The 26,413-nt window shown below is 72.0% G+C and carries 28 protein-coding genes; 15 read left to right on the forward strand and 13 right to left on the reverse strand.

Annotated features, from left to right (window positions below; translation table 11 throughout):
* Position 1: 1 nt before the first annotated feature.
* On the forward strand, positions 2–856 hold the full coding sequence (locus BGP79_RS02710; RefSeq protein ID WP_076693077.1) for a thiazole synthase: 855 nt from the start codon (positions 2–4) through the stop codon (positions 854–856).
* Entirely contained in the window at positions 853–2,037 is a 1,185-nt protein-coding gene (gene moeB, locus BGP79_RS02715; protein ID WP_076693078.1) for a molybdopterin-synthase adenylyltransferase MoeB, read from the forward strand. The genes BGP79_RS02710 and moeB overlap by 4 nt, the downstream gene beginning before the upstream one ends.
* 23 nt (positions 2,038–2,060) lie before the next feature.
* Here the strand turns inward: moeB and BGP79_RS02720 are convergent, their stop codons facing one another.
* A complete protein-coding gene (locus tag BGP79_RS02720) occupies positions 2,061–2,546 on the reverse strand; it encodes a GNAT family N-acetyltransferase (RefSeq protein WP_076693079.1) in 486 nt (161 codons plus the stop codon).
* A 137-nt stretch (positions 2,547–2,683) separates the two neighbouring features.
* On the opposite strand from BGP79_RS02720, the gene BGP79_RS02725 reads away from it, so the two are divergent.
* Entirely contained in the window at positions 2,684–3,493 is an 810-nt protein-coding gene (locus BGP79_RS02725; RefSeq protein WP_076693080.1) for an SDR family NAD(P)-dependent oxidoreductase, read from the forward strand.
* Between the two features lie 10 nt (positions 3,494–3,503).
* Here the strand turns inward: BGP79_RS02725 and BGP79_RS02730 are convergent, their stop codons facing one another.
* From BGP79_RS02730 to BGP79_RS02755, 6 genes are all read right to left on the reverse strand, one after another.
* Positions 3,504–4,655, reverse strand: a complete 1,152-nt coding sequence (locus BGP79_RS02730; RefSeq protein WP_143588270.1) for an N-acetylglucosamine-6-phosphate deacetylase — start codon at positions 4,653–4,655, stop codon at positions 3,504–3,506.
* Positions 4,652–5,434, reverse strand: coding sequence for a glucosamine-6-phosphate deaminase (nagB, locus tag BGP79_RS02735; protein WP_076693081.1), 783 nt, complete (start codon positions 5,432–5,434; stop codon positions 4,652–4,654). Before nagB ends, BGP79_RS02730 begins: the two co-directional genes overlap by 4 nt.
* Positions 5,435–5,491: 57 nt before the next feature.
* A complete protein-coding gene (locus BGP79_RS02740) occupies positions 5,492–6,223 on the reverse strand; it encodes an N-acetylmannosamine-6-phosphate 2-epimerase (protein WP_076693082.1) in 732 nt (243 codons plus the stop codon).
* Positions 6,220–7,242 (reverse strand): ROK family protein, encoded by a 1,023-nt coding sequence (locus BGP79_RS02745; RefSeq protein ID WP_076693083.1) that lies wholly within the window; start codon positions 7,240–7,242, stop codon positions 6,220–6,222. Before BGP79_RS02745 ends, BGP79_RS02740 begins: the two co-directional genes overlap by 4 nt.
* A complete protein-coding gene (locus BGP79_RS02750) occupies positions 7,239–8,168 on the reverse strand; it encodes a dihydrodipicolinate synthase family protein (protein WP_076693084.1) in 930 nt (309 codons plus the stop codon). Before BGP79_RS02750 ends, BGP79_RS02745 begins: the two co-directional genes overlap by 4 nt.
* Positions 8,169–8,265: 97 nt before the next feature.
* Entirely contained in the window at positions 8,266–9,759 is a 1,494-nt protein-coding gene (locus BGP79_RS02755) for an MFS transporter (protein WP_076693085.1), read from the reverse strand.
* A 216-nt stretch (positions 9,760–9,975) separates the two neighbouring features.
* On the opposite strand from BGP79_RS02755, the gene BGP79_RS02760 reads away from it, so the two are divergent.
* The 5 genes from BGP79_RS02760 to BGP79_RS02780 all read left to right on the forward strand — a co-directional run bounded on the left by BGP79_RS02760 (position 9,976) and on the right by BGP79_RS02780 (position 13,943).
* Positions 9,976–10,698: a FadR/GntR family transcriptional regulator gene (locus BGP79_RS02760; protein ID WP_076693086.1), complete on the forward strand. Its 723-nt coding sequence runs from the start codon at positions 9,976–9,978 to the stop codon at positions 10,696–10,698.
* An 81-nt stretch (positions 10,699–10,779) separates the two neighbouring features.
* Entirely contained in the window at positions 10,780–11,829 is a 1,050-nt protein-coding gene (locus BGP79_RS02765) for an NADP-dependent oxidoreductase (RefSeq protein WP_076693087.1), read from the forward strand.
* A gap of 9 nt (positions 11,830–11,838) precedes the next feature.
* Positions 11,839–12,498: a hypothetical protein gene (locus BGP79_RS02770; protein ID WP_076693088.1), complete on the forward strand. Its 660-nt coding sequence runs from the start codon at positions 11,839–11,841 to the stop codon at positions 12,496–12,498.
* Positions 12,499–12,511: 13 nt separating this feature from the next.
* Positions 12,512–12,976, forward strand: a complete 465-nt coding sequence (locus BGP79_RS16855) for a YchJ family protein (RefSeq protein WP_233121022.1) — start codon at positions 12,512–12,514, stop codon at positions 12,974–12,976.
* 43 nt (positions 12,977–13,019) lie between these two features.
* The gene (locus BGP79_RS02780) at positions 13,020–13,943 is read left to right on the forward strand and encodes an NAD(P)-dependent oxidoreductase (RefSeq protein WP_076693089.1); all 924 of its coding nucleotides are present in this window, start codon (positions 13,020–13,022) and stop codon (positions 13,941–13,943) included.
* A gap of 296 nt (positions 13,944–14,239) precedes the next feature.
* Here the strand turns inward: BGP79_RS02780 and BGP79_RS02785 are convergent, their stop codons facing one another.
* The 3 genes from BGP79_RS02785 to BGP79_RS02795 form a co-directional block, all read right to left on the reverse strand.
* On the reverse strand, positions 14,240–16,627 hold the full coding sequence (locus BGP79_RS02785) for an excinuclease ABC subunit UvrA (protein WP_076693090.1): 2,388 nt from the start codon (positions 16,625–16,627) through the stop codon (positions 14,240–14,242).
* A 76-nt stretch (positions 16,628–16,703) separates the two neighbouring features.
* Positions 16,704–17,114, reverse strand: coding sequence for a VOC family protein (locus BGP79_RS02790; protein WP_076693091.1), 411 nt, complete (start codon positions 17,112–17,114; stop codon positions 16,704–16,706).
* A gap of 9 nt (positions 17,115–17,123) precedes the next feature.
* Positions 17,124–17,567 (reverse strand): helix-turn-helix transcriptional regulator, encoded by a 444-nt coding sequence (locus BGP79_RS02795; protein ID WP_076693092.1) that lies wholly within the window; start codon positions 17,565–17,567, stop codon positions 17,124–17,126.
* A 255-nt stretch (positions 17,568–17,822) separates the two neighbouring features.
* On the opposite strand from BGP79_RS02795, the gene BGP79_RS02800 reads away from it, so the two are divergent.
* Entirely contained in the window at positions 17,823–18,473 is a 651-nt protein-coding gene (locus tag BGP79_RS02800; RefSeq protein ID WP_076693093.1) for a bifunctional 2-polyprenyl-6-hydroxyphenol methylase/3-demethylubiquinol 3-O-methyltransferase UbiG, read from the forward strand.
* 112 nt (positions 18,474–18,585) lie between these two features.
* Here BGP79_RS02800 and BGP79_RS02805 read toward each other — a convergent pair whose 3' ends face one another.
* A complete protein-coding gene (locus tag BGP79_RS02805) occupies positions 18,586–19,440 on the reverse strand; it encodes an NAD-dependent epimerase/dehydratase family protein (RefSeq protein ID WP_233121023.1) in 855 nt (284 codons plus the stop codon).
* Positions 19,441–19,599: 159 nt separating this feature from the next.
* Between BGP79_RS02805 and thrS the strand changes: the two genes are divergently transcribed.
* From thrS to pdxS, 5 genes are all read left to right on the forward strand, one after another.
* Positions 19,600–21,621 carry a threonine--tRNA ligase gene (gene thrS, locus BGP79_RS02810; RefSeq protein ID WP_076693094.1) on the forward strand — a complete coding sequence of 674 codons (2,022 nt, stop codon included), beginning with the start codon at positions 19,600–19,602 and terminating at the stop codon, positions 21,619–21,621.
* A complete protein-coding gene (locus BGP79_RS02815) occupies positions 21,618–22,331 on the forward strand; it encodes an HIT domain-containing protein (protein ID WP_076693095.1) in 714 nt (237 codons plus the stop codon). The genes thrS and BGP79_RS02815 overlap by 4 nt, the downstream gene beginning before the upstream one ends.
* Before the next feature lie 2 nt (positions 22,332–22,333).
* On the forward strand, positions 22,334–22,939 hold the full coding sequence (gene pgsA / locus BGP79_RS02820) for a phosphatidylinositol phosphate synthase (protein WP_076693096.1): 606 nt from the start codon (positions 22,334–22,336) through the stop codon (positions 22,937–22,939).
* A gap of 47 nt (positions 22,940–22,986) precedes the next feature.
* Positions 22,987–23,931, forward strand: a complete 945-nt coding sequence (locus BGP79_RS02825; RefSeq protein ID WP_076693097.1) for an NmrA family NAD(P)-binding protein — start codon at positions 22,987–22,989, stop codon at positions 23,929–23,931.
* Positions 23,932–24,136: 205 nt separating this feature from the next.
* Positions 24,137–25,078 (forward strand): pyridoxal 5'-phosphate synthase lyase subunit PdxS, encoded by a 942-nt coding sequence (gene pdxS / locus BGP79_RS02830; RefSeq protein WP_255363055.1) that lies wholly within the window; start codon positions 24,137–24,139, stop codon positions 25,076–25,078.
* Positions 25,079–25,177: 99 nt separating this feature from the next.
* On the opposite strand, the gene BGP79_RS16315 is transcribed toward pdxS, so the two are convergent.
* Positions 25,178–25,456 (reverse strand): hypothetical protein, encoded by a 279-nt coding sequence (locus tag BGP79_RS16315; protein WP_143588271.1) that lies wholly within the window; start codon positions 25,454–25,456, stop codon positions 25,178–25,180.
* Here BGP79_RS16315 and BGP79_RS02840 point away from each other — a divergent pair.
* Positions 25,455–25,901 carry a hypothetical protein gene (locus BGP79_RS02840; RefSeq protein WP_143588272.1) on the forward strand — a complete coding sequence of 149 codons (447 nt, stop codon included), beginning with the start codon at positions 25,455–25,457 and terminating at the stop codon, positions 25,899–25,901. The genes BGP79_RS16315 and BGP79_RS02840 overlap by 2 nt on opposite strands.
* Positions 25,902–25,983: 82 nt before the next feature.
* Here BGP79_RS02840 and BGP79_RS02845 read toward each other — a convergent pair whose 3' ends face one another.
* On the reverse strand, positions 25,984–26,376 hold the full coding sequence (locus tag BGP79_RS02845) for a VOC family protein (RefSeq protein WP_076693100.1): 393 nt from the start codon (positions 26,374–26,376) through the stop codon (positions 25,984–25,986).
* Positions 26,377–26,413 lie beyond the last annotated feature (37 nt).

Raw genomic sequence — 26,413 nt, forward strand, 5'->3', positions numbered from 1 at the left:
GATGACGGCCACCGAGCACGACACCGAGCAGAACACCGAGCACGACACCGAGCAGAACACCGAGCACGACACCCAGCCGACCACCGACGCGCCCCTGGTGATCGACGGGGTGACGCTGGGGTCCCGGTTGATCATGGGGACCGGCGGCGCGCCCAGCCTGCACGGACTGGACGCCGCGCTGCGAGCCTCCGGTACCGAGCTGACCACCGTGGCCCTGCGCCGCCACACGGTCGGCCAGGGTGCGGGGTTGTTCGACCTGCTCGCCGGCATGGGCATGCGGGTGCTGCCGAACACGGCCGGCTGCATGACCGCGACCGAGGCCGTGCTGACCGCCGAACTCGCGCGGGAAGCGCTCGAGACCTCGTGGGTCAAGCTCGAGGTGATCGCCGACGAGACGACGCTGCTGCCCGACGTGGTCGAGACCCTGGAGGCGACCGAACGACTGGTCGCCTCGGGCTTCCAGGTTTTCGCCTACACCAACGACGATCCGGCCACCGCGAGACGGCTCGAGGACCTGGGTGCGGCGGCCGTGATGCCGCTCGGCGCCCCGATCGGCACGGGCCTCGGCGTCCTGAACCCGCACAACATCGAGCTGATCGTGTCCCGGGCCGGGGTGCCGGTCGTCCTGGACGCCGGGATCGGCACGGCGTCGGACGCGGCGCTCGCGATGGAGCTCGGCTGCGACGCGGTGCTGCTCGCCACCGCCGTGACCCGGGCGGAGGACCCGGTGCGGATGGCCGCCGCCATGCGCCTGGCGGTCGAGTCCGGGCGGCTCGCCGCCGGCGCCGGACGGATCCCCCGGCGCCATCACGGTGCGGTCGCCTCCTCACCGATGGACGGGCGGGCGGACCTGTGAGTGCTGCTGCGTCCGCTGTCCCACCGCTGCCGCCCCTCGTCGAACCCGCGGAGCTGTTGACCCGGGAGGAGACCGCCCGCTACTCGCGGCAGGTGATCCTGCCCGACGTCGGGCTCGACGGGCAGCGACGGCTGAAGAACGCCCGGGTGCTCGTCGTCGGTGCCGGCGGGCTCGGGTCACCCGTGCTGCTGTACCTGGCCGCCGCCGGCGTCGGCACGATCGGCGTGATCGACGACGACGTCGTCGACACCTCCAACCTGCAGCGGCAGGTGATCCACCGGGTCGAGGACGTCGGCCGGCTCAAGGTGGACTCCGCGGCGGACGCGGTCACCGCCCTCAACCCGCTCGTGACCGTGGTCCGGCACGCCGAGCGGCTCACCGCCGCCACCGCGCTCGACCTGCTGGGACGGTACGACCTGGTGATCGACGGCACCGACAACTTCGCCACCCGCTACCTGGTCAGCGACGCGGCGGAACTGACCGGCCGGCCCGTCGTCTGGGGATCGATCCTGCGGTTCGACGGCCAGGTGAGCGTCTTCTGGGGCCGGCACGGGCCCACCTACCGCGACCTGTTCCCCGAGCCGCCCGCGCCGGGCTCGGTGCCCGACTGCGCGACGGCCGGGGTGTTCGGGGCGCTGTGCGCGGCGGTCGGTTCCATGATGGCGACCGAGGCGATCAAGCTGATCACCGGCACCGGCGTCACCCTGCTGGGGCGGATCCTCGTGTTCGACGCGCTGACCGCCGCGTGGCGGGAACTGCGGGTCGCGCCCGATCCGGGCCGTCGGCCGGTCACCGGGCTGGAGTCCGACGCGGATGACACGGCCGCCGAGCCGTTGGCGACCGACCCGGACGTGCCCACGATCACCGCCACGGACCTGGCCGCGCTGCTCGCGGACCGGGACGCCGGCCGGGTCGAGGTCGACGTCATCGACGTGCGGGAGGCGCCGGAAGCGGCGATCGTCGCCATCGAGGGCGCCCGGCTCGTACCGATGGACGAGCTGCTCTCCGGCCGGGAGACCGTGGACCCGGGCCGGCCCGTCGTGCTGCACTGCAAGGCCGGCACCCGGTCCGCCGTCGTCGCCCGCCACCTGATCGCGGCCGGTCACGCCGACGTCCGTCACCTCGACGGCGGCATCCTGGCCTGGGTGCGGGACGTCGAACCGGAGAAGCCGGTGTACTGAGCCGGCTCGAGCGTTCCCGACCCTCAGCGGACCATCCGGACCGCGGGCACGGGGTGGCCCGCGAGGCGGTGCTTCATGGTGCGGCCGTCCCGGACGAATCCGTTGCGTCGGTAGAAGGTTTCCGCGCGCGGGTTGCCGTCGGCCACCCACAGGAAGGCCGGCGCGTCACCGATCGCCGCGTCCAGCAGGGCCTGACCGGTACCGGTGCCGTGGTGCTCGGCCAGGACGTAGAGACCCTCGAGCTCCCGGTCCCGGGGCAGGTGCTCGCCGCGGCCCGCGCTGGCGGTGGCCCAGCCGATGACGACGTCGTCGACGGTCGCCACCAGCACGTCGGACTGCTCACCGGTGATGATCGTGTGCCAGTGCGGCGCCCGGTCCGCCGGCTCGAGGGCGTCCAGCGCCCCCGGCGGCACCAGCGGGGCGTAGGTCTGCTGCCAGGCCCGGACGTGCACGACGGCGATGCCGTCGGCGTCGTCGGCGGTGGCACGGCGGATCACCGGGGTGTTCATGATCGCCATCCTGCCCGATGACGCTCGCAGGAGCGCCGGTGACAGCGGGCCGGTGAAAGCGCGCCGGGGAACACCGCGGCGCGCGCGACGGTTGCCTCGAGAAGCCGCGCGAAGAGACGACCAGCAGGAGGCATTCCATGAACATCGACCTGACCGGGCGTACGGCACTCGTCACCGGCTCCACCCAGGGCATCGGCTACGCCATCGCCCGCGGCCTCGCCGCCGCGGGCGCCACGGTCGCGATCAACGGCCGCAGCGAGGGCTCGGTGGACCGCGCGATCGCCGCGTTGACCACGGACCTGCAGCAGGAGGGCACGGACGCGCCCGAGCTGATCGGCATCGCCGCGGACCTGGCCGACGAGGAGCAGGCGTCCGCGCTGATCGACAAGCTGCCCGATGTCGACATCCTGATCAACAACCTGGGCATCTTCGGCGCTCAGCCGGCGCTGGAGATCACCGATGATCAGTGGCGGCGCTACTTCGAGGTCAACGTGCTCACGGCGGTCCGGTTGATCCGGGCCTACCTGCCGGGTATGACGGCGCGCGGCTGGGGCCGGGTGCAGAACATCGCCAGCGACTCCGCCGTCGTCACGCCCGCGGAGATGATCCACTACGGCACGACCAAGACGGCGCTGCTGGCCGTCTCCCGCGGCTTCGCCAAGGAGGCCGCCGGCACCGGGGTGACGGTCAACTCCGTGATCGCCGGCCCGACGCACACGGGCGGCGTCGAGGACTTCGTGCGGTCCCTCGTGGGCGACGAGGCGCCCTGGGACGAGGCGCAGCGGACCTTCATGCGCGAGCACCGGCCGCAGTCGTTGCTGCAGCGCCTGATCGAGCCTGAGGAGATCGCCAACCTCGTGGTCTACCTCGCGTCCCCGTACGCCTCCGCGACGACCGGCGGCGCGGTGCGGGTGGACGGCGGGTACGTGGACGCCATCCTGCCCTGACGGGCGCTGCTCAGACCCACGCCCCGCCGCGCAGCACGCGGGTGACGGCGAGGTCGGCGTCGAGTACCACCAGATCGGCGCGGGCACCGGGTGCCAGACGGCCGAGGTCGGGGCGGCCGAGGACATCCGCCGGGGCGGTCGACGCCGCGCGCAGGGCGACCTCGAGCTCGATCCCGGCCTCCCGCACGGCGAAGGCGACGGCCCGGTCCAGGGTCAGCGTGCTGCCCGCGATGGTGTCCGTCCCGGCCACCCGGGCGACGCCGCCGGCCACCTCGACGTCCAGCGGCCCCAGCCGGTACGGCCCGTCCGGTGCGCCCGCTGCGGCCATCGCGTCGGTCACGAGGGCGAAGCCGCCCGCCGCGGAGGACGCCGCATGGGCGATCATGGCGGGGTGCACGTGCACGCCGTCGGCGATCAGTTCCACGACCACCTCGGGCCGTTGCAGCAGTGCCAGAATGACGCCGGGCTCGCGGTGGTGCAGCGGCCGCTCGGCGTTGAACAGGTGGGTGCCGACCCGGGCGCCGGCGTCCACCGCCGCGTGGCCTCGGTCCAGCGAGGCGTCGGTGTGCCCGACGGCGGCCACGACGCCCGCCGCGGTCAGCGCCGCGACAGCCTCGACGCCGCCGTCCAGCTCGGGCGCGAGGGTGACCATCCGCACGGCGCCGGGAACGGCGGTGACCAGCCGGTGCACGTCCGTGGCGTTCGGGGCGGTCAGCAGCCCTGGATCGTGAGCGCCCCGGTGCGCGGGGGAGAGCCACGGGCCCTCCAGGTGCACCCCGAGCAGGTCGCCGGACTCGACCAGCGGCGCCAGCGCCCGCACCTGCGCCTCGAGCCGGTCCGGCCCGTCCGTGACCAGGCTCGCCAGCATCGACGTCGTGCCGTGCCGGCGGTGGGCCGCAACGACCGTGCGCGCCGCGTCCGGTCCGTCGGTGTAGGCGGCGCCCCCGCCACCGTGCTGGTGCAGGTCGACGAAGCCGGGGGCCACCGTCACGTCGCCGAGCGCGAGCACGCGCTCGAGGGCGCCGCCCCGTGCCGGTCCCTCGCCCACGCCGGTGATGGACCCGCGCCCGGCGGCACCCTCGATCCGCACCCAGCCGGGCGCGAGCACGCCCGCGCCGGTGACGACGCGGGCGGCGGTGAGGACGAGCGGGGTACCGGTCACTGCTGCCAGGCGGGACGGCCGGCACGGGTCTGGCGGTAGTACTCGGCCAGTTGCAGGCGGGAGGCGGAGGCGGCATCGAGGATCACGGTCACGGCCGGGTGCATCTGCAGGACGGTCGCGGGCCACAGGGCCGAGATCGAGCCCTCGACGAGGTGGTGGACCGCCTCGGCCTTGCCCTGCCCGACGGCGACGAGCACGATCCGGCGCGCTTCCATGATGGTGGCGATGCCCTGCGTGAGGCAGTGGGCGGGCACGGCGTCGATGTCGCCGTCGAAGAACCGGGCGTTGTCCTCGCGGGTCTGCCGGGTCAGGGTCTTGATCCGGGTGCGCGAGCCGAGGGAGGAGCCGGGTTCGTTGAAGCCGATGTGCCCGTCGGCACCGATGCCGAGGATCTGCAGGTCGACCCCGCCGGCGTCGTGGATGGCGTCCTCGTAGGCGGCGCAGGCGGCGGGAATGTCCGCGGCCAGCCCGTCCGGACCCTGCACGAGCGCAGGATCCAGATCGGTGCGGGAGACGAGGTCGCGGTCGATGACGTTGCGGTATCGCTCGGGGTGGTCGGCGGGCAGGCCGACGTACTCGTCGAGCATGAAGCCCCGCACGCGGGCCAGGCTGAGGGTGCCGGCGGCGACCCGGTCGGCGAGGTCCGCGTAGATGCTCAGCGGGCTGGACCCGGTGGCCAGCCCGAGGACGGCATCCGGCTGCCGGTCGACGAGACGCGCGATCGCGTCCGCGGCGATGCTGCCGGGGTTCTCGTGCTCGCTGGTGATGATGACGTCCATGGCCTGCCTCGGGTCGGGTCGTGACTGATCGTAGTGGTCCGCGCTCGGCGGATGGGGTCAGAGCGCGGACGCGAACCAGCCGGTGATGGTGGTCGGGTGGGTGATGGCGGTGCCGACGACGACCGCCAGGGCGCCCGCGTCCCGGGCCGCCGCGGCGTGGGCGGGCGTGTGGATGCGGCCCTCGGCGATGAGGGGGACGTCGTCGATCCGGTCGGCGATGGCGGCGATCAGGTCCAGGTCCGGCCCGTCGGTCCGCGGCCGCTCGCCGGTGTACCCGGCAAGGGTGGTGCCGATCAGGTCGGCTCCGGCGTCGCGGGCCGCAAGCGCGTCGTCGAGGCTGCCGCAGTCGGCCATCACGAGCGTCGGCGTGGTTCCGGTACCGCTGTCCGTGCCCGTGCCGGGGGCTCCTTCGTCGTCCGTGTGCAGGGCGTCGACGGTCGCGGCCAGGCTCAGCCCGTCCGGTCGGGGCCGCCGGGTGCCGTCGATCGCGACGATGCCCGCGCCGGCGTCGCGGACGGCCCGGGCGTGCCGCAGGGTCGGGGTGATGAAGACGCCCTCGGCGCCGACCTTCCGGAGGCCGATCAGGGGCACGCCCGGGAGCCGGTCGGCGATGAGGGCGATGTCGGCGAGCCCCTGGGCACGGATGCCGGCGGCGCCGCCGGCCACAGCGGCCTGCGCGATCTGGGCCATCGTCTCCGGGTGACGCATCGGCTCTCCCGGGTAGGCCTGGCAGGAGACGATCAGACGCCCGCGGAGGGCGTCGACGACGGCGGCGGTCGGGGTGGTCATGCTCTGGTCCTCACGATCGAGTGGTCGGCGTGGTCGGCGTGGTCGCTGGTCAGCAGGCTCGCGGCGCCGATCAGGGCGGCTCGGGCTCCCAGGGCGGCGGGGACGACGGGGCAGCCGGTCGCCGCGGGAATGGTCTCGGTGTCGGCGGCGGCGCGCAGCCGGGTCCACCAGCGGGGACCGGCCTGCGCGAGGCCCCCGGTGACGATGACGACGTCGGGGTCGAGCGTGTTGATCCAGCCGCCGATCGCCCGGCCGAGTGCAGCGGCGGAGCCGTCGACGCACGAGAGCGCAGCGGGATCCCCGGCGGCGGCGAGACGGGAGACGTCGGCGCCGGACGCAGCACTCGGTCCTACCGATCCGTCGTCCATCTGCCTGACCGGCATCGTGGAGCGGTAGCGCTCCAGCAGCCCGGCACCGGAGGCGACGGCCTCGAGGTGGCCGGTGCGGCCGCACGAGCAGGGCAGGCCGGCGGCCTCAGGCGAGGGCACGTGGCCGAGGTGGCCCGCGATCCCACGCGACCCGGTGAGGACGCGGCCGTCGACGACGATCGCGCCTCCGAGCCCGGTGCCGGCGGCGACCAGCAGTACGGTGGCTTGCCCGGTGCCCGCTCCCCGCCGAGCCTCCCCGAGGGCGTGGGCGTGGACGTCGTTGACAACCCGTACCGGGAGGCCGGTCGCGGTGGTCAGTCGGTCGGCCACCGGGGTGCCGGCCCAACTCCGCAGGTGGTCGGTCGCGGCGGTCACGGCGCCGGTGGCGGGGTCGATCACCCCGGCCGCCCCGACGCCGAGGCCGAGGGCGGGACAGCCCTCGGCCTCGGCGGCGGCCGCGATCGGGCGGACGAGCGTGACCATCGCGGTCAGGATCGCGTCGGGGCCGGCGGTGGCCGGGGTGGTCACGGAGGCCTCGTGCCGGACGTCGCCGTCGGCCGTGACCAGGCCGGCCGAGATCTTCGTGCCGCCGACGTCGAGCCCGATGACCGGCCCGACGGGCGCAGGGCCGTCCGTGTCCGGCGCCGTCATGCCCGCGGGCCCACCTCGTCGAGGATCGCCCCGACCCGGGCCGCGTCGGCGTCGCTGAAGGCGTCGAACGGCTCGGGCAGCTGACGGGTGCCGATCACGCCGAGATGGGCGAGGGCCGTCTTGAACGCGCCCACGCCCGCGCCCCAGCCGGCGGTGTCCTGTGCCACCAGGCAGATCTCCATCAGCCGGGCGAGGCGGTCCTGCTCGGTGCGGGCCGCCTCCCAGTCGCCCGTGGACGCGGCCCGGTGCAGCCGCACGTAACCGGCCGGGTCGACGTTGCCGAGCCCGGGCACCACCCCGTCGGCGCCGGCGAGATAGGCGCCGTCGACGACGAACTCGTGACCGGTGAACACCGCCAGCGGGGACCCGGCGTCACGGTTGAGCAGCGTGAGGCGCCGGAACGAGACGTCGTCGCCGGAGGAGTCCTTGACCCCGGCGATCGCCCCGGACGTGCCAAGCTCGACGAGCATCCGAGGGTCCAGCTTCGTGTGCACGCACACCGGGATGTCGTACGCGAACACGGGCACCTCGCTGCGCTCGCCGAGGATCTCGAAGTGGCGCCGGACCTGGGCGGGCGCGGTGACCGCGTAGAACGGGGCCGTCGCCACGACGGCGTCCGCGCCCGCGTCGACCGCGGCGGCGACGTGTTCGAGGACCCGCGGGGTCTGCATGTCGATCACCCCGGCGATCACGGGCACCCGGCCGTCGACGATCCGCACCGCCTCGGCGAGGATCTGCGCCCGCATCGTGTCCGTGCAGAACGCCACCTCGCTCGTGGAGCCCAGCGGGAACACCCCGTCGACTCCCGCCGCCAGCATCCGCTCGATCAGCCGCTCGAACGAGGGCACGTCCAGGGTGCGGTCCTCGGTCAGCGGGGTGACGAGGGGCGGGACGACGCCGGAGAGACGGAAGGGGGTGGTGGACACGAGGCATGCTCCTTGCTGGTGGTGCGGCTGGTGGTGCGGCTGGTGGTGCGGATGGTGGTGCGGATGGTGATGGGAGAGGGAGGCGCCGACTCCGACGCTACTGGTCGGCCCGGGTCAGGGTGCCGCCATCGGTGGTCTGGACGACCTTGGGCACCACGTCCTGGCTGTCCGAGGGCCACACGTGCGCCGGCCGGATGGCCTGCTGGGCGCGCAGGGGCGCGTTGACGGCGAGCAGGACGATGACGACGGCGGTCAGGCCGAACGAGAGGACGGCGAGCGCGGTGCCGAGCGGCATCGTGCTGGCGAGCCCGGCGCCGAGGACGGGGGCGACGGCGCCGCCGAGCGCACCGACGTTGTAGGTGAAGCCGAGGCCGGCCGCCCGCTTGTCCACGGAGAAGTACCCGCCGATCCACTTGGGCAGCAGGCCCGCGATGCCCTGGCCGAACACCTGCTGGGCGAAGAGCAGGACGCCGAGCAGCCAGAGCTGGCTGCCCCCGATGAGGAAGACGGGGAACACGAGGACCTGGGAGACGATCAGGCTGGTCCAGTAGGCGCGGCGGGTGCCGAATCGGTCGCCCGTGAATCCGGCGACGATACAGCCGACGGCCGCACCGAAGCCGGCGAAGAACAGCATGTCGGCCACGTGGCCCGGATCCAGCCCGAGGTCCGTCTTCAGGTAGGTGGGCAGCAGGGCCTGGATGGGCCAGGAGTAGAGGAATGCGGTGAAGACCACGACCATCAGGGTCACGCCGGTGGGCCAGCGCGGCCCCTCGAACTGCACCATGAACCACACGAAGACGGCGGCGCAGGCCAGGGCGCCGAGGACGACGACGAGGGTGGGCGTGCCGGTGATGGAGAAGATCAGCAGCAGGGCGGCGAACGCGACCACGGTCAGGATGATGTTCAGCGCCGCGCGCGGGCCGCGGTAGAGGGTGCTGAACATGTTCGGCGTCCGGGCACCGGAGGCCTCGACCCGCTGCTGGGCGGCGGTCCAGTCCTCGGACTCGGGCAGCGAGCGGCGCAGCCAGAGCGCGACGGCGATGGGGATCAGGCCGACGGCGAAGAGGGCCCGCCAGCCGAACTCCGGCACCACCAGCCGGTACACCTGGGCGGAGAGCACCGTGCCGACGGAGAACCCGCTGATCAGGAAGCCGGACGCCTTGTTGCGCAGGTGCTCGGGCCAGGACTCGATCACGTAGGTCGAGCTGGAGCTGTACTCGCCGGCCATCCCGAGGCCGATCAGCAGACGGGCGCCGAAGAGCACCCAGTAGGCGGGGGCGATCGCACACAGCACCGAGCCGATGGAGAACAGCACGATGCTGAACACCATGGCGTTCTTGCGGCCGAAGCGGTCTGCGAAGGCGCCGAGGGCGAGACCGCCGAACCAGCGCGAGATGAAGGCGGCGGAGACCAGGGTCGCGCCCTGAACGGTGGAGAGCTGGAACTCCTTGATCACCTCCGTCAGGACGAGGGTGATGATGACGAAATCGAATCCGTCCAGCAGATAACCCAGCCAAGCGGCGACGAACGCCTTCCACTGACGGGGGGAGATGGCGCGGTACCAGGCTCCGGAGGTCGCCGTTGAACTCATGAGGTCTCCTGAGGAAAAAGGGGGATATAGGACGTCAGACATCCGATGTCCGGTAGACTAGCCGAGCAGACCGACCGTGGCAACACCGTCCGGCGGTACCGCGAGGCGGCGAGGCCCGGCGAACCGTGGCGCCCCGCGTCGATAGGCTGAAAGGCAATGATGGCGGAACTGGGTTGGCCGGAGCGACAGACCTGGCCGGAGAAGAGGGGGACGCGGATGGCGACGCAGTGGCCGGCGGCCGAGGACAGGACCGGCCGCGAACCGCTCAGCGTGGTGGATCGAATCAAGCAGTACATCCTGCTCAACCGGCTCTCGCCGGGCGATCCGATGCCCACCGAGCATGAGCTCAGCGACCAGCTCGCCGTCAGCCGCTCACGCATCCGCGAGGCCATGAAGACGCTCTCGGCCCTGGACATCGTCGAGGTCCGGCACGGGTACGGCACCTTCGTCGGCACGCTCTCCCTGACCGGGCTGGCCGAGTCCCTGGCCTTCCGTGGCATGCTCACCTCCCACCGGGACAAGCACTTCCTGGCAGACCTCATCGACCTGCGGGAGCTGCTCGAGATCGACTGGGCGCCGCTCATCGTCGAGCGTCTGGACACGGAGGCGCTCGCCGCGATGCGCGCCCTCGCCACCACCATGGTGGACCTGGCCGCGCAGGGCCGCGAGTTCCCCGTCGAGGATCGTCAATTCCACCAGCTGCTGGTCTCCACGAGCGGCAACGCGCTGGTCGGGCAGCTGCTCGACGTCTTCTGGCAGGTGCACTCGTTGGTGGCCGAGACCATCGGCCCGCCCACCCACCTGGAGGAGACCGCGCAGGCCCACCACGCCATCATCGACGCGATCGAGTCCGGCTCCGCGGAAGCCCTCGAAGCAGCGATCCGCCGGCACTACGAGCCGATCCGGGAGCGGATGCGCCGGTCCGCCGGCGCGGACTGACCGGGCCCGACCGAGATCCCGCGCGTCGTCGTGTGACCGGACGCACGGAACAGGCGTGCGGCGTCGTGTGTTGCCGCCCTCATGAGCATCCCCACCGAGGCCGGCGCCGGCGCGCCCGCCGTGCCCTCCGTCAGCACTCAGATCCACCTCGCCTCCCGGCCCACCGGCTGGCCCACGGCGGAGAACTTCCGCACCGTGCGCGTGGACCTGCCGGACCTGGCACCCGGACAGGTGCGCGTCGCGAACACCTTCGTCTCCGTCGACCCCTACATGCGGGGCCGGATGAACGACGTCAAGAGCTACGTGCCGCCGTTCGCCGTCGACGAGGCCATGACCGGCGGTGCCGTCGGCGAGGTGGTCGCCTCCACCGCGGACGCGCTGCCCGTGGGAACCACGGTGCTGCACCAGCAGGGCTGGCGCGACGTGGCGCAGGGGGACGCCGCCGGTTTCACCGCCGTGGACCCCGTGCCCGGCGTCTCCGAGTCCACCTTCCTCGGCATCCTCGGGATGACCGGGCTGACCGCCTGGGTCGGCCTGACCACCATTGCGGGGATCCGTCCCGGCGACACCGTCCTCGTCTCCGGCGCGGCCGGGGCCGTCGGCTCCGCCGTCGGGCAGATCGCCCGCCAGCTCGGAGCGAAGCGCGTCATCGGCTCGGCCGGGTCCGCGGAGAAGGTCCGCCTCCTCACCGAGCGGTACGGCTTCGACGCCGCCTTCAACTACAAGGACGCGCCCGTCCGCGAGCAGCTGCCCACCCATGCGCCGGACGGCATCGACGTCTACTTCGACAATGTCGGAGGCGATCACCTCGAGGCGGCCCTCGACGTCCTGAACCGTGACGGCCGCGTCGCCCTGTGCGGGGCGATCGCCCAGTACAACGCCACCGAGACGACGCCGGGCCCGGACAACATGGCCAACCTGGTCAAGCAGGGCCTGACCCTGCGCGGCTTCACGGTCGGCTTCCACGTCGACCAGGCGGCCGAGTACCGCGAGGCGATGGGCCCGTGGCTGCAGGACGGCGTCGTGGTCACCGACGAGACCGTGATCGACGGCATCGACCACGCCGTCGACGGCTTCCTCGCGATGATGCGCGGGGAGAACGTCGGCAAGATGGTCATCCGCACCCGTTAGCATCGGCCTATGGCACTGATCTACGACGCGGAACTGAAGCCGGACAAGCTCGAGCTGGTGGCCCAGTGGCTGCCACTGCAGGCCTGGTACGACGGGGACGAGGTGCCGGAGCTCACCAAGGTCGGCGCCTACCGGTTCGACGACCCGGACGGTGAGGTCGGCATCGAGACGCTGCTGGTCCGTACGCCCGACGGCTCCGTCGTGCAGGTGCCCCTGACCTACCGGGCGGAGCCGCTCGACGAGAGCGGACCGGCCAGCCTGATCGCCACGATGGAGCACTCGGTGCTCGGCACCCGGTACGTCTACGACGCCACGGGCGACGTGGTCTACGTGCGGGCCCTGGCCACGGCCATCCTGCACGGCACCGGCCAGGCCGACCAGGTCAAGGACGGCCAGGACACGCCGATGCAGCCGTCCATGACGGTACGCAGCGAGGGCAGCCTGCCCGGGCACTCCGTCGCGGAGACCGACGACGCCGCCCAGACGCTGGACGTGGAGTCGGCCGAGATCGCCGGGGAGACCACAGTGATCGACGCCGGCATCCTGACGGTGACGGTCCAGCACGTGCTCGACGAGATCGCCGACGCCGAGGTCACCGCCGGGCAGGCCCGCCTGCTCGGTTCCTGGCCGGGCCACGACGAGCCGGTCCTGCTCGCCGCCCTCGCGTGAGGGCGGACCCGGCGTGACGGCGGGACCGGACGGCGTGATCGGTCCGGTACCCGCCGGGGCAGCACCCGACGACGGGGAATCCGACGATTCCGGACCGCCCGTCCGGGCCTGCCCGTGCGGCTCCGGCGCCGGTTACCCGCAGTGCTGCGGGCCGCTGCACGAGGGGGCGACCGCCCCCACGGCGGAGGCCCTGATGCGATCCCGGTACAGCGCCTACGCCCTCGGCCTGGACGACTACCTGCGGCGGTCCTGGCATCCCAGCACCCGGCCCCTGGCCATCGAGCTGGACGACGGCACCGCCTGGCGCCGCCTCCAGATCGTCGACCGGGACCGGGGCGCGGCAGGGGACGACGTCGGTGTCGTCGAGTACCGCGCCGCCTACCGCAGCCCGCACGGCGCCGCCGTGCTGCACGAACGCTCCCGCTTCCGACGCGAGAACGGCCACTGGTTCTACGTGGACGGCGAAATCCTCAGCTGAGGGCCGTCCCCGGTCATTTTTCGATCACTGCAGGAGGACGCGCATGAGCCAGAACACCGAGACCACCACGATCGCCCCGGGACGCAGCCGGATCGCGGTGCTCGGCACCGGCACGATGGGCAGCGCGATGGCCCGCCGCCTGCTCGGCGCCGGGTTCGCCGTCACGGCGTGGAACCGGACCGCCGAGCGGGCCGAGGCGCTCGCCGACGACGGCGCCCGGATCGCCACCGATCCCGCGGACGCCGTCCGTGACGCCGACGTCGTGCTGACCATGCTCTTCGACGCGGACGCCGTGCTCGAGACCGCCGAGGCGTTCCTGCCCGCGCTGCCGGACGGGGCGGTGTGGATGCAGTCCAGCACCACCGGCGTCGACGGCGCCCACCGGATCGCGCGGGCCGCGCAGGACGCCGGCGTCGCCCTCGTGGACGCCCCGGTGCTCGGCACCCTCGGGCCCGCCGAGCAGGGCAAGCTCACCGTCCTGGCGGCCGGGGCCCGCGAGCCGATCGACCGGCTCGCGCCCGTCTTCGACGTCGTCGGCTCCCGCACCGTCCCGGTCGGGGAGCGGCACGGGGACGCCAGCGCCCTCAAGCTCGCCGTCAACGTGTGGCTGGGGACGCTGACCGCGGCGACCGCGCAGTCGCTCGCGATCACCCAGGCGTTCGACCTGGATCCCGATCTGTTCCTGACGGCGATCGACGGCACCCCGACGGACAGCCCGTACGCCCACGTCAAGGGGTCGGCGATGCTGGCCGACGAGCGCAGCCCCCAGTTCGCGCTGGACGGCCTGCGCAAGGATCTCGTGCTCGCCCAGACGGAGGCGTCCGCGGTGCGCGGGGACCTGCTGGCCGCGGTCCTCGCCGCGTTCGACGACGCCGCCGAGGCCGGCCGCGGTGGCGAGGACATCAACGCCGTCAGCACCGCATTCGACGTTCCGGAGGGCTCGACGGGGCCGGCCGACGAGCACTGAGGACGGGTTCAGCCCGCGTTCGGTCACGGTGAGTCAGCGGTTTCCGCTCGACCCTTGCGGTGAGTCAGCGGTTCCCACCCGACCTCCGCGGTGAGTCAGCGGTTCCCGCCCGACCCCCGCGGTGAGTCAGCGGTTCCCGCCCGACTTCCACAGTGAGTCAGCGGTTCCCGCCCGAAGGTGGTGCTCTTTGAGCCCCGTTTTCGGGCGGGAACCGCTAACTCGGCTGCGTCCGAGCGCGCGTGCGGCTCGGCGTCCTGATCGACCGCCGCTGATCTCGACCGGCCTCGCTGCATTGGCTATGACCCGACGTACGCCGCGAGGTGCTTGCCGGTCAGCGTCTTCTTCTGCGCCACCAGGTCGGCCGGGGTGCCCTCGAAGACGACCGTGCCGCCCTCGTGCCCGGCGCCCGGGCCGAGGTCGATGATCCAGTCGGCGTGCGCCATGACGGCCTGGTGGTGCTCGATCACGATCACGGACTTGCCGGCGTCCACCAGCCGGTCCAGCAGCGCGAGCAGGTTCTCGACGTCGGCGAGGTGCAGGCCGGTCGTCGGCTCGTCGAGGACGTAGACGTCGCCCTTCTCGCCCATCTGGACGGCCAGCTTGATGCGCTGCCGTTCGCCACCGGAGAGGGTGGACAGCGCCTGGCCGAGCTTGACGTAGCCGAGCCCGACGTCGGAGAGCCGGGCCAGGATCTTCTCGGCGGCCGGGACCCTGGCATCCCCCTCGCTGAAGAAGGCCAGCGCCTCGTCCACCGCCATGTCGAGAACCTCGACGATGTTCGCCCCGCCGAGCGTGTACTCCAGCACGGCCTCCTGGAAGCGGCGGCCCTCGCACTCCTCGCACGGGGTCTCGACGGTGTCCATCACGCCGAGCTCGGTGAAGATCACGCCCGCGCCCTTGCAGGACGGGCACGCGCCCTCGGAGTTCGCGCTGAACAGGGCCGGCTTGACGTCGTTGGCCTTCGCGAAGGCCTTGCGAATCGGCTCGAGCAGCCCCGTGTAGGTCGCGGGATTGCTCCGCCGCGAGCCCTTGATGGCGCCCTGATCGACGACCACGACGTCGTCCCGGTCCGCCAGCGCCCCGTGGATCAGCGAACTCTTGCCCGAGCCGGCGACGCCGGTGACCACGCACAGGACGCCGAGCGGCACGTCGACGTCGACGTCCTTGAGGTTGTGGGTGGCGGCCCCGCGGATCTCGATGGCGCCGGTGGACGAGCGGGGATTCTCCGTGAGCCGCGCCCGGTCGTCCAGGTGCCTGCCGGTGACCGTGTCACTTGCCCGCAGCCCCTCGACGTCGCCCTCGAAGCACACCGTGCCACCGCCTGACCCGGCGCCGGGGCCGAGGTCGACGACGTGGTCGGCGATCGCGATCGTCTCCGGCTTGTGCTCGACGACGAGCACGGTGTTGCCCTTGTCGCGCAGTTGACGCAGCAGCGCGTTCATCCGCTCGATGTCGTGCGGGTGCAGCCCGATGGTCGGCTCGTCGAAGACGTAGGTGACGTCGGTGAGCGAACTGCCGAGGTGGCGGATCATCTTGGTCCGCTGCGCCTCCCCGCCGCTCAGCGTCCCCGCGGGCCGGTCGAGGCTGAGATAGCCCAGGCCGATCTCGACGAAGCTGTCGAGCAGGTGCTGCAACCCCGCCAGCAGCGGCGCCACGGACGGCTCGTCCAGCGACCGCACCCAGGCCGCGAGGTCGCTGATCTGCAGGGAACACACATCGGCGATGCTCTTGCCCGCGATCGTCGAGGAGCGCGCCTCGGGCGTGAGACGGGTGCCGTCGCAGCTGGTGCAGGTGCCGAAGGTGATGGCCCGCTCGACGAAGCGGCGCACGTGCGGCTGCATCGCCTCGACGTCCTTGGACAGCATCGACTTCTGGACCCGGGGGATGACGCCCTCGAAGGTCAGGTTCACGCCCTCGACCTTGATCTTGGTCGGCTCGGCGTAGAGCATCGTGTCGAGCTGCTTCTTCGTGAAGGAGCCGACCGGCTTGTCCATCGGCAGGCCCATGCCCTCGAAGAGCCGTCCGTACCAGCCGTCCATGCTGTAGCCGGGTACGGTCAGGGCACCGTCGGCGAGCGACTTCTCCGGGTCGTACAGCGCCGTCAGGTCGAAGGCGGAGACCTGGCCCATGCCCTCGCAGGCCGGGCACATACCGCCGAGGTACACGGCGTCCTTGACCACCTTCTTCTCCACCCGGCCCGCCTTCTCGGTGCTCATCACGCCGCCGGCGCGCCGGGTCGGGACGTTGAAGGAGAAGGCGGTGGGCGGGCCCACGTGCGGGGTCCCGAGTCGGCTGAAGAGGATCCGCAGCAGGGCGTTGGCGTCGGTCGCGGTGCCGACCGTCGAGCGCGGGTTGGCGCCCATCCGCTCCTGGTCGACGATGATCGCCGTGGTCAGGCCGTCCAGCTGATCCACTTCGGGACGGGCGAGCGTGGGCATGAAGCCCTGCACGAACGCGCTGTAGGTCTCGTTGATGAGGCGTTGCGACTCGGCGGCGATGGTCGCGAACACCAGCGAGCTCTTCCCCGAGCCGGAGACGCCGGTGAAGACGGTGAGCCGGCGCTTGGGCAGGTCGAGGCTGACGTCCTGGAGGTTGTTCTCGCGTGCGCCGCGGACGCGGATCACCTCGTGGCTGTCGGCCGCGTGCTCGCCGGCGTCCGTGCTCGTCGTCGTGGCGCTGGTCATCGTCTCTCCTCGATCAGGAAACGCCGGGGTGTCGGGTCGGCACCAGTATCGCCGGATCGCGGCGTCTGTGGCAGTGTCAGCTGGTCTGCTGGATGCGGATCATGTTGCCGGCCGGGTCCCGCAGCGCGCAGTCGCGCACGCCCCACGGCTGGTCGGTGGGCTCCTGGACGATGTCGGCGCCCGACGACTCGAGTCGCGCGAAGGTTCCGTCGAGGTCGGTGGCCGCGAGGTTGATGCCGGCGTAGGTGCCCTTGGCGATCATGTCGAGGATCGTCTGCTTCTCCTCGTCGGTGAGGCCGGGTTGCACCGTGGGGGGTGTGAGGACGATAGCCGTGTCCGGCTGGTCGGCGGGGCCGACGGTGAGCCACCGCATCTCGCCCTGCCCGACGTCGAGTCGGACCTCGAAGCCCAGGACGTCCCGGTAGAAGGCCAGCGAGGCCTCGGGGTCGGTGTGCGGGAGGAAACTGGAGTGAATGGTGACAGTCATGGCATCAACCTAAGAGAGGGCGGTGGGCTCCGCTTCTCGAATTCTGATCGGTCGTGTCACCTGTTTCTCGACGCATGCGGGCAGGCCCGTGGTCGGGTGCGACTGCTGCGCTCGGTAGACGCTGGGCGGCATGCCGACGAGCTCGGCGAATCGGGTGCTGAAGGTGCCGAGCGACTGGCAGCCGACGGTGAAGCACACCTCGGTGACGCTCAGATCCCCGCGTCGCAGCAGCGCCATCGCCCGCTCGATGCGCCGCGTCATCAGGTACGCGTAGGGCGATTCCCCGAAGGTGAGCTTGAACTGGCGACTCAGGTGGCCGGCGGAGAGGTTGACCCCGCGGGCGAGGGCCTCGACGTCGAGGGGCCGGGCGTACTCGCGGTCGATCCGGTCCCGGACACGCCGCAGCCGCACCAGGTCGGCCCGGCGCTGCTCGGTGGTGGCGGGAGCGGTCATCGGCGGCATCGTGCCACGCGGCGTCGCGGCATTCAAGGAGGGCGCTGTCGACCGCGGGTTCCTCGGCGTGCGCGCGAGAAGGGCAACCGGTCCCGTCCAGATGCGTGTCGTGAGTCCGTCACGTCCACCCGGCGGCCGGCGTGAGTCCGTCACGTCCGCCCGGAGGCCCCGGTCTTTGACCCCCTCCCGAGGGCGGAGGTGACGGACTCGGCCAACGGTGGCTGCAATCGGCCCCCCGTCTGCGACGATCGGCGGATGGAACGGACCGACGATGACGACGCCGCCGACGACGCTGTACGCCGCGCTTACGACACCGTGGCGGATGCCTACGCGGACGCCTTCACCTCGACGGAGCCCGAGCTGCCCGTCGACCTGGCGATGATCGAGCACTTCGTCTCGCTGCTGGCCGAGCCGCGGGACGTGCTCGACGCCGGTTGCGGCGCCGGCCGGATGATGCCGCTGCTGGCCGGCCTCGGGTGTCGCGTCCAGGGAGTCGACCTCTCGCCCGGCATGATCCAGCGAGCCCAGCGGGATCACGGGCAGTTCCCGTCCCGGGTCGCTGCCCTGACCGACCTTCCGCTTCCGGACGGCGTCCTGTCCTGGTACTCGACCATCCACACGCCCGACGGCGAGCTGCCCGGCGTGCTGACGGAACTACGTCGGGTCCTGCGTCCGGGTGGCCACATCCTTCTCGCCTTCCAGTCCGGGAAGGGTGTCACCGACGTCTCGCCGGCCTACCGGGACCGCGGGCATGACGTGACGCTCCGTCGGCACAACCGCTCCGCGGACCGGGTAGCCGCGGAGTTGCGCACCGTGGGGATGGAGAAGGTCGCCCTACTGGAGCGCGCCGCCGCCTCCCACGAGCGGACCGCTCAGGCCGTCGTCATCGCCCTCCGCCCGGCCTGACGCCGTCGGTACCGCCTGCTCGGGTACGTGCCGATCGCGAGTTAGCCGGCTTCTCCCGAAGCAGGGGAAATCTTCCTCCCGGTTTCGGGAGAAACTCACTAACTCGACGCTGTCACGGGTGGCGGCTGCCCTCGCCGGCGATCACGGCCCGGTAGCCCTCTCGGTACGACGGGTACGTCGGCGCCCAGCCGGTGCCGCGGAGCAGGCTGTTGCGCAACCGCTTGCCGGACGCCGGGTCGTGCTCCGCGGCGTTGTCGGCGGGTTCGCCGGACTCAGCGGCCATGCCCAGTTCTCCGGCCAGGAAGGCGAGCACGTCGGCCTCCGGCGCCGGCTCGTCGTCCACCCCGTGGTAGATCGACGCCGGGTCCGGCAGCGACGCCAGCTGCACGAGCGCGGACGCGGCGTCGTCCCGGTGGATCCGGTTGGTCCAGTGCCTCGCGTCACCGGCAGAACCGTTGCGCGCGCGGTCGATCAACCGGGTCCGGCCCGGTCCGTACACGCCGGCCAGCCGGAGGACGACGCCGCCGGGCACGTCGAGCACCAGGCGCTCGGTCTGCGCGAGCACCGCCGCGGTCGGGCTCGCCGGGGAGGCGGGTGCCGTCTCGTCCAGCGTGCGACCGTCGTCCGCGTCGAGGACCGACGTCGAGGACACGAACAGCACCCGGGGTCGTGCGCCGGCGGCATCGATCGCGGCCAGCGTCGCCCGGGTCCCCTCCAGGTACGACGACCGGTATCCGGTCGCGTCCCGCGACCCCGGCGTGAGGGCGATGACGACGATGCCTGTGGCCGGGTCCACCGGCGGCAGCGACGACGGGTCGGTGACGTCCGCGGCCTGCCCGTGCAGGGCCGGAGGCAGCACGGACGCGTGCCGCCGCCAGCCGGTGACGCGGTGGCCGGCGGCGGCGAACCGCAGGCCGGTCTCGGTGCCGAGGTCGCCGCAGCCGACGATCAGAACAGGAGGCTTCACGAGTGTCGATCATGCCAGCCGGTCGATCGGCCGGGGGAGCGCCGGCCGAGGGAGCCGGATCGTCACCGGAGCCGGGTCTGCCGTTGCTACGCTGGAGAACGGCGGGTTGCGGCGTCGTGTGCCGTGAACCGTGACGCCGACAATCCAAGGAGACACCCCGTGGTCCAGAACCCCCCGTCCGCCCTCGCGTCGCAGCACACCGAGGAGGTCGTGGTCACCACGGACACCACGGGAACCGAGCTGTTCGCGGATCGGCGCGACGTCGTCGTCATGTGCGTCGACGGGGAACTGAAGGACCTCGCCACCCCGGTGAAGAACGGCGACGTCGTCATCCCCCTGACCATCGACTCGCCGGACGGGCTGAACGTGTTGCGCCACTCGACCGCGCACGTCATGGCCCAGGCCGTCCAGCAGCTGCGCCCGGACGCGAAGCTCGGCATCGGCCCGCACATCACCGACGGCTTCTACTTCGACTTCGACGTCGCCGAGCCGTTCACCCCGGAGGACCTCAAGGCCCTCGAGAAGATGATGCTGCGCATCGTCAACGCGTCCCAGTCGTTCGTGCGCCGCGAGGTCGACGACGAGACGGCCCGCACCGAGATGGCCGACGAGCCGTACAAGCTCGAGCTGATCGGCCTGAAGTCGAACGCCGAAGGAGCCGCCGAGGGCGCCGCTCAGGAGGTCGGCGAGGGCGGCCTGACCATCTACGACAACGTGGACCGCAAGTCCGGCGACACCGTCTGGAAGGACCTGTGCCGCGGGCCGCACCTGCCCACCACCAAGCTGATCGGCAACGCCTACGCGCTGACCCGCAGCGCGGCCGCCTACTGGCGCGGCAACGAGAACAACCCGCAGCTGCAGCGCATCTACGGCACCGCGTGGGGGTCCAAGGAGGACCTGAAGGCGTACCAGGAGCGGCTCGCGGAGGCAGAGCGGCGCGACCACCGCAAGCTCGGCCGTGAGCTGGACCTGTTCTCCTTCCCGGACGAGCTCGGCTCCGGTCTGCCCGTCTTCCACCCGCGTGGCGGCATCATCAAGCGCGAGATGGAGGACTACGTCCGCGCCCGGCACGTCGCGGAGGGCTTCGAGTACGTCGGCACCCCGCACATCTCCAAGGACGGTCTGTTCCACACCTCGGGCCACCTGCCGTACTACGCGGACACGATGTTCCCGCCGCTGCACGTGGACGAGGAGCGCGACGAGGACGGCAACATCACCAAGCCGGGCCAGGAGTACCGGCTCAAGGCGATGAACTGCCCCATGCACAACCTCATCTACCGGTCCCGCGGGCGCTCCTACCGCGAGCTGCCGCTGCGGCTCTTCGAGTTCGGCAGTGTCTACCGGTACGAGAAGTCCGGCGTCGTGCACGGGCTGACCCGCGTGCGCGGCTTCGCCCAGGACGACTCCCACTCCTACGTCACCGAGGAGCAGGCGCCGGGCGAGATCCGCCACCTCCTCGACTTCGTGCTCGGGCTGCTGCGGGACTTCGGCCTGAACGACTTCTACCTCGAGCTCTCCACGCGCGACCCGGAGTCCAGCAAGTTCATCGGCTCCGACGAGCAGTGGGAGAAGGCGACCCAGATCCTCGCCGACGTGTGCGGCGAGACCGGCCTGGAGCTGGTGCCGGATCCGGGCGGCGCCGCCTACTACGGCCCGAAGGTCTCCGTGCAGGCGCGCGACGCGATCGGCCGCACCTGGCAGATGTCGACCATCCAGTACGACTTCAACCAGCCCGAGCGGTTCGGTCTCGAGTACCAGGCCGCCGACGGCACACGCAAGCAGCCGGTGATGATCCACTCGGCGAAGTTCGGCTCCATCGAGCGGTTCATGGGCGTGCTCACCGAGCACTACGCGGGCGCGTTCCCGGCATGGCTGGCACCGGTGCAGGTGATCGGCATCCCCGTCGCCGAGGCATTCGCGGACTACATGGCCGACATCGTCACCCGGCTGAAGAAGCAGGGCATCCGCGCCCAGCTCGACGACGGCACCGATCGGTTCCCCAAGAAGATCCGCACCGCCGCCAAGGAGAAGGTGCCGTTCGTGCTGATCGCGGGCGGGGAGGACGCCGAGGCCGGCGCCGTCTCCTTCCGCTACCGCGACGGCAGCCAGGAGAACGGGGTGCCGATCGACGAGGCGATCGAGAAGATCGTCACCACCGTCCGCGACCGGGTCAACTCGTGACGGAGGAGGGCCGGCGGGCTTCGGGGCACGGGGACGCCGCCGGGACCGCGGCCGCCGACGCGGCAGTCACCGACGACTTCGCCCTCGCCGGGGATCCGGACGCCTTCGCGCGCCTGTGGACTCCGCACCGCCTCGCCTACATCACGGGCGAGGAGAAGCCGAAGGACGCGGGCTGTCCGTTCTGCAACGCCCCGAAGCGCAGCGACGAGGAGTCCCTCATCGTGCACCGCGGGCAGACCTGCTTCGTGATGATCAACCTCTACCCGTACAACCCGGGCCACCTGCTGGTGAACCCCTACCGGCACGTCGCGGACCTGGCGGACCTGACGGACGAGGAGCTCGTCGAGGTGCAGACGCTGACCCGGACGGCCATCGAGGTCGTCCGGCACGTCGCCCACCCGGAGGCGTTCAACGTCGGCCTGAACCTCGGACAGGTGGCCGGAGGCAGCCTCGCTGCGCACCTGCACCAGCACGTCGTTCCGCGCTGGGCCGGGGACGGCAACTTCATGCCGATCATCGCCCAGACCAAGGCCATCACCCAGACCCTGGGTGAACAGTGGCGCCAGCTGCACGAGGCATGGGACGGCGTGGCGGAACGGTTCGCCGCCCAGCGGGCGGACGCCGCGGCACCTGACGCCGCGGGTGCTTCCGGCCCTGCGGGCTCCGACGTGGCATCCGACGACGTGGCTTCCGACCTCCGTCGAGGCTGATCGTGCTCAACAAATACGCCCGGGCGTTCTTCGCGCGGCTGTTCATGCCGCTGGCGCAGTTCCTGGTGCGCCGGGGCATCTCGCCGGACGCGGTGACCGTCGTCGGCACCGTCGGCGTCAGCGCTGCCGCGCTCGTGTTCTACCCGCTCGGGCAGCTGTTCTGGGGCACCATCGTCATCACCCTGTTCGTGTTCTCGGACGTGGTCGACGGGCTGATGGCGCGTGCCCTCGACCGGCGCAGTGAGTGGGGGGCGTTCCTCGACTCGACCCTGGACCGGGTGGCCGACGCCTGCATCTTCGCCGGCGTCGTCATCTGGTACTTCACCGGGGGAGTGAATCCGGCGATCGCCGTCGCGGCGCTGTTCTGCCTGGTGCTCGGCAGCCTCGTGCCCTACGCCCGCGCCCGCGCGGAGGCGATCGGCGCGACCGCCGACGTCGGCATCGCCGAGCGCAGCGAGCGACTCGTCGCCGTCCTCGTCTTCACCGGGTTCACCGGGCTGGGCCTGCCGCCGGTGTTCCTCCTCGTCGTGCTGGTGCTGCTCGCCGTCGCCTCCGCCGCGACGCTCGGCCAGCGGATCCACGCCGTCCGCCGGCAGACCGCCGCCTGACCACTCGTCGGAGCCGCGTGCTCCGGCGGCAATGGCAGGATGGGCCCATGGCCGAGACTCCGCAGCCGACCCCGGGCACCGGGCCGCGAGACCGCACCGTCGCCGTCGCCGGTGCGGCCGGTGATCTGGGCGGCCGCATCGTCCGCGCGCTGCTGGACCGCGGCGCCGAGGTGCGGATGCTCGTCGGCGCCGGCGCAGACCCGGCGCGTACGGCGGAGACCGCCCGCCTCGGGGCCACGCCCGTGCCCGTCGACTGGGCCGACAGGAAATCCGTCGCCGACGCGCTGACCGGCACGGACGTTGTCGTGAGCGCCTGGAACGGCCTGCGGGACGTGATCGTCGACCGGCAGTCCGCCCTCGTCGATGCCGCCGTGGAGGCGGGGGTGCGCCGCTTCATCCCCTCGGACTACTGCCTGGACTGGACCCGCACCCGACTGGGCGACAACCGCAACATCGACCTGCGACGCGAGTTCGCCGGCCGGGCGGACCGCGCGCCGATCGCGACGACGAGCGTGCTGGTCGGCGCCTTCACGGACCTGCTCACCGGGCCGATGCCCATCCTGCAGCCGCGCCTGCGTCGCGTGCTCTACTGGGTCGACGCGGACCAGCCGCTGGACTTCACGACGCGCGACGACACGGCGGCGGTGACCGCCGAGATCGCCCTGCGCGAGGCCGATCAGCCCCGGTTCGTCCGCTTCGTCGGGGACACGCTGACCGCACGGGACCTGGCCCGCGTCAGCGGGGAGATCGCCGGCGTGCCGTACCGGCTCTCCAGCCTCGGCGGCGTGCGCACCCTGAGCGGGATGATCGCGGCGGCCCGGCTGTTCGACCGGGACTCCGACGCCGTCTTCCCCGCGTGGCAGGGCATGCAGTACATCCGGGACATGTTCACCGGCCGTGGCACCCTGCAGCATCGCGACAACGCCCACCTCGCGGTCGAGCCGACCGACGTCGCCACCTTCCTGCGGTCGTGGGAGGCAGCCGGGACCTGATCCCGGCGTCGCGGGCCAGACTGTCACCGCGTTGTCGCGAGCGGGCCACCCGTGTGCCCGTGGACCGGTGCGGGACGCGCGTCGCGGTGGGCGCATGTCCTACCCTCGATGTGGCCCTCGGCGTGATCGCCGGTGCCGCGAATCATCGCCGGATCCTCATCGGTCCGCGCGCGTATCACTGATCGAGTCGAAGGAACGAACCGCTGTGACGAGTGAGACCACTTCCACCCCCGTGACCGGATCGGACCGCGTCAAGCGGGGCATGGCCGAGATGCTCAAGGGTGGCGTCATCATGGACGTCGTCACCGCCGAGCAGGCCCGCATCGCCGAGGACGCCGGCGCTGTCGCCGTGATGGCGCTCGAGCGTGTGCCCGCCGACATCCGCGCCCAGGGCGGCGTGTCCCGCATGAGCGACCCCGACATGATCGACTCCATCGTCGAGGCCGTCTCCATCCCGGTGATGGCCAAGGCCCGCATCGGCCACTTCGTGGAGGCGCAGGTGCTGCAGTCCCTCGGCGTCGACTACATCGACGAGTCCGAGGTGCTGACCCCGGCCGACTACGCCAACCACATCGACAAGTGGGCCTTCACGGTTCCGTTCGTGTGCGGAGCCACCAACCTCGGCGAGGCGCTGCGCCGCATCAACGAGGGCGCGGCCATGATCCGCTCCAAGGGCGAGGCCGGCACCGGCGACGTCTCCAACGCCACCACCCACATGCGCACCATCCGCGCCGAGATCAACCGGCTGCGGTCGATGGCGCCGGACGAGCTGTACGTCGCGGCCAAGGAGCTGCAGGCGCCGTACGACCTGGTCAAGGAGATCGCCGAGACCGGCAAGCTGCCCGTCGTCATGTTCACCGCCGGTGGCATCGCGACCCCGGCCGACGCGGCCATGATGATGCAGCTCGGCGCCGACGGCGTGTTCGTCGGTTCCGGCATCTTCAAGTCCGGCAACCCGGAGCAGCGCGCGAAGGCCATCGTCAAGGCGACGACCTTCCACGACGACCCGTCCGTGATCGCCGACGTGTCCCGTGGCCTCGGCGAGGCCATGGTCGGGCTCAACGTCCCGCCGGCGTCGAAGGCCGGCCAGAACCCCGCCGACCTGCAGGGCACGTCGTTCACGCGGCTCTCCGAGCGCGGCTGGTGACCGGTCCGTAGGAGGAGCACGGCACCGAGAAGGCGGCCGAGACGGCAACGTTCCGGCCGCCTTCTCGCATGTGACCTGCGACGACGGCCGCGGATGCCGCTATCGTGCAAGGGTCACCGGTCCGGTTTCGGGGGGACCGCGTTGATGCGTCTCGCGATCGCGGGGCGCCGACGCTTGTGAAAGGAACTGGCTCGTGAAGCGATATCTCGCACCCGCCGCGGTCTGTGCGGTTCTGGCCCTGGGCTCTCTGACGGCGTGTTCGTCCGGCTCGACGAGCTCCGGCTCGTCGGCGGGGGCAAGCAGCTCGGCCTCGGCGTCCGACTCGGCCTCCATGTCGTCGACGCCGTCGGCGTCCGACTCGGCGTCCGCGTCCGCCATGAGCTCGGAGTCGGAGTCGGCCTCCGCGTCATCGACGGAGTCGGAGTCCGCCTCGGCCTCGCCGAGCGCGTCGTCGAGCTCCTCCGTCGCGGCCGCCGGTCCGGTCTCGTCCGCCCCGATCGCCGGGGCGAAGGCGCAGAAGCTGCCCTCGGCCGTGGGGGACTGGACGAAGGACACGGCCGGCTCCGGCCCGGCGACGATGTACAAGAACGACGGCAACTTCACCACCGTCGAGTACCGCGCCGGCATGGACTTCACCGCGTCCGTCGCCTCCATCGTCAAGGACAAGACGGCGGTGGGCTCCGGCTTCTGCGGCCAGACCGCCGGCAAGTCGAACGTCTGCTACCTCAAGGCGAACCCTGGTGTCGTCGTGGTGACGCCCGGCGACGAGCAGGACGATCACGGCGTGGCCTTCGCGAAGTCGCTCGTCAGCGCGCTCGGCTGACCCGAACCGCTCGCGCTCGGTCCCGGACGGCGTCGCGCAGTCCGGGACCGAGCGCGTTCCGAGGCCGGCCGTGCGCGGGGACTCAGAACGTGTCGCCGCGACGCCAGGCCATCTCCTGCAGCTCCAGGGTGTTGCCGTCCGGATCGGCGAAGCCCGCGTAGCGCACCCCGCCGCCCACGTCCTGCACGGGTCCGACGTCGACGCCGCGGCCCACCAGCTCGGCCCGCGCGGCCTCGATGTCCTCGACCACCAGGTGCAGCGCGCGCACCGAGCCCGGCTCCCCGGTGTAGGCCTCCAGGCCGGTGCCGAAGCCGATCGAGCAACCCGATCCCGGCGGCGTCACCTGCACGACGCGGACGCCGTCGGCGGGGGTGACGTCGACGTCGGCGTTGAAGCCGAGCTTCTCGACGTAGAACGTCTTGGCCCGGTCCACGTCGGCGACGGGCACGGGGACGAGTTCGAGTTTGAGGTTCACGAGGGGCTCCTGTCGGCGATGAGCGATGTCACCGTGA

Origin of the sequence: Tersicoccus sp. Bi-70 (assembly GCF_001968825.1) — a bacterium.
GTDB lineage: Bacteria > Actinomycetota > Actinomycetes > Actinomycetales > Micrococcaceae > Tersicoccus.

Excerpts from the sequence above, each read along its gene's own strand:
- BGP79_RS16315 (WP_143588271.1), bottom strand. The coding sequence starts at position 25,456 with ATGGCGGACGCGGACGCCGAGTCGGACGCCGACGGCGTCGACGACATG.
- BGP79_RS02720 (WP_076693079.1), bottom strand. The coding sequence starts at position 2,546 with ATGAACACCCCGGTGATCCGCCGTGCCACCGCCGACGACGCCGACGGC.
- BGP79_RS02840 (WP_143588272.1), top strand. The coding sequence starts at position 25,455 with ATGAGCTCGGAGTCGGAGTCGGCCTCCGCGTCATCGACGGAGTCGGAG.
- BGP79_RS02710 (WP_076693077.1), top strand. The coding sequence starts at position 2 with ATGACGGCCACCGAGCACGACACCGAGCAGAACACCGAGCACGACACC.
- BGP79_RS02755 (WP_076693085.1), bottom strand. The coding sequence starts at position 9,759 with ATGAGTTCAACGGCGACCTCCGGAGCCTGGTACCGCGCCATCTCCCCC.
- BGP79_RS02795 (WP_076693092.1), bottom strand. The coding sequence starts at position 17,567 with ATGACCGCTCCCGCCACCACCGAGCAGCGCCGGGCCGACCTGGTGCGG.
- BGP79_RS02745 (WP_076693083.1), bottom strand. The coding sequence starts at position 7,242 with ATGACGGCGCCGGACACGGACGGCCCTGCGCCCGTCGGGCCGGTCATC.
- nagB (WP_076693081.1), bottom strand. The coding sequence starts at position 5,434 with ATGGACGTCATCATCACCAGCGAGCACGAGAACCCCGGCAGCATCGCC.
- BGP79_RS02725 (WP_076693080.1), top strand. The coding sequence starts at position 2,684 with ATGAACATCGACCTGACCGGGCGTACGGCACTCGTCACCGGCTCCACC.
- BGP79_RS02790 (WP_076693091.1), bottom strand. The coding sequence starts at position 17,114 with ATGACTGTCACCATTCACTCCAGTTTCCTCCCGCACACCGACCCCGAG.
- BGP79_RS02785 (WP_076693090.1), bottom strand. The coding sequence starts at position 16,627 with ATGACCAGCGCCACGACGACGAGCACGGACGCCGGCGAGCACGCGGCC.
- BGP79_RS02770 (WP_076693088.1), top strand. The coding sequence starts at position 11,839 with ATGGCACTGATCTACGACGCGGAACTGAAGCCGGACAAGCTCGAGCTG.
- BGP79_RS02760 (WP_076693086.1), top strand. The coding sequence starts at position 9,976 with ATGGCGACGCAGTGGCCGGCGGCCGAGGACAGGACCGGCCGCGAACCG.
- BGP79_RS02825 (WP_076693097.1), top strand. The coding sequence starts at position 22,987 with ATGGCCGAGACTCCGCAGCCGACCCCGGGCACCGGGCCGCGAGACCGC.
- BGP79_RS02765 (WP_076693087.1), top strand. The coding sequence starts at position 10,780 with ATGAGCATCCCCACCGAGGCCGGCGCCGGCGCGCCCGCCGTGCCCTCC.
- BGP79_RS02800 (WP_076693093.1), top strand. The coding sequence starts at position 17,823 with ATGGAACGGACCGACGATGACGACGCCGCCGACGACGCTGTACGCCGC.
- BGP79_RS02740 (WP_076693082.1), bottom strand. The coding sequence starts at position 6,223 with ATGACCACCCCGACCGCCGCCGTCGTCGACGCCCTCCGCGGGCGTCTG.
- BGP79_RS02780 (WP_076693089.1), top strand. The coding sequence starts at position 13,020 with ATGAGCCAGAACACCGAGACCACCACGATCGCCCCGGGACGCAGCCGG.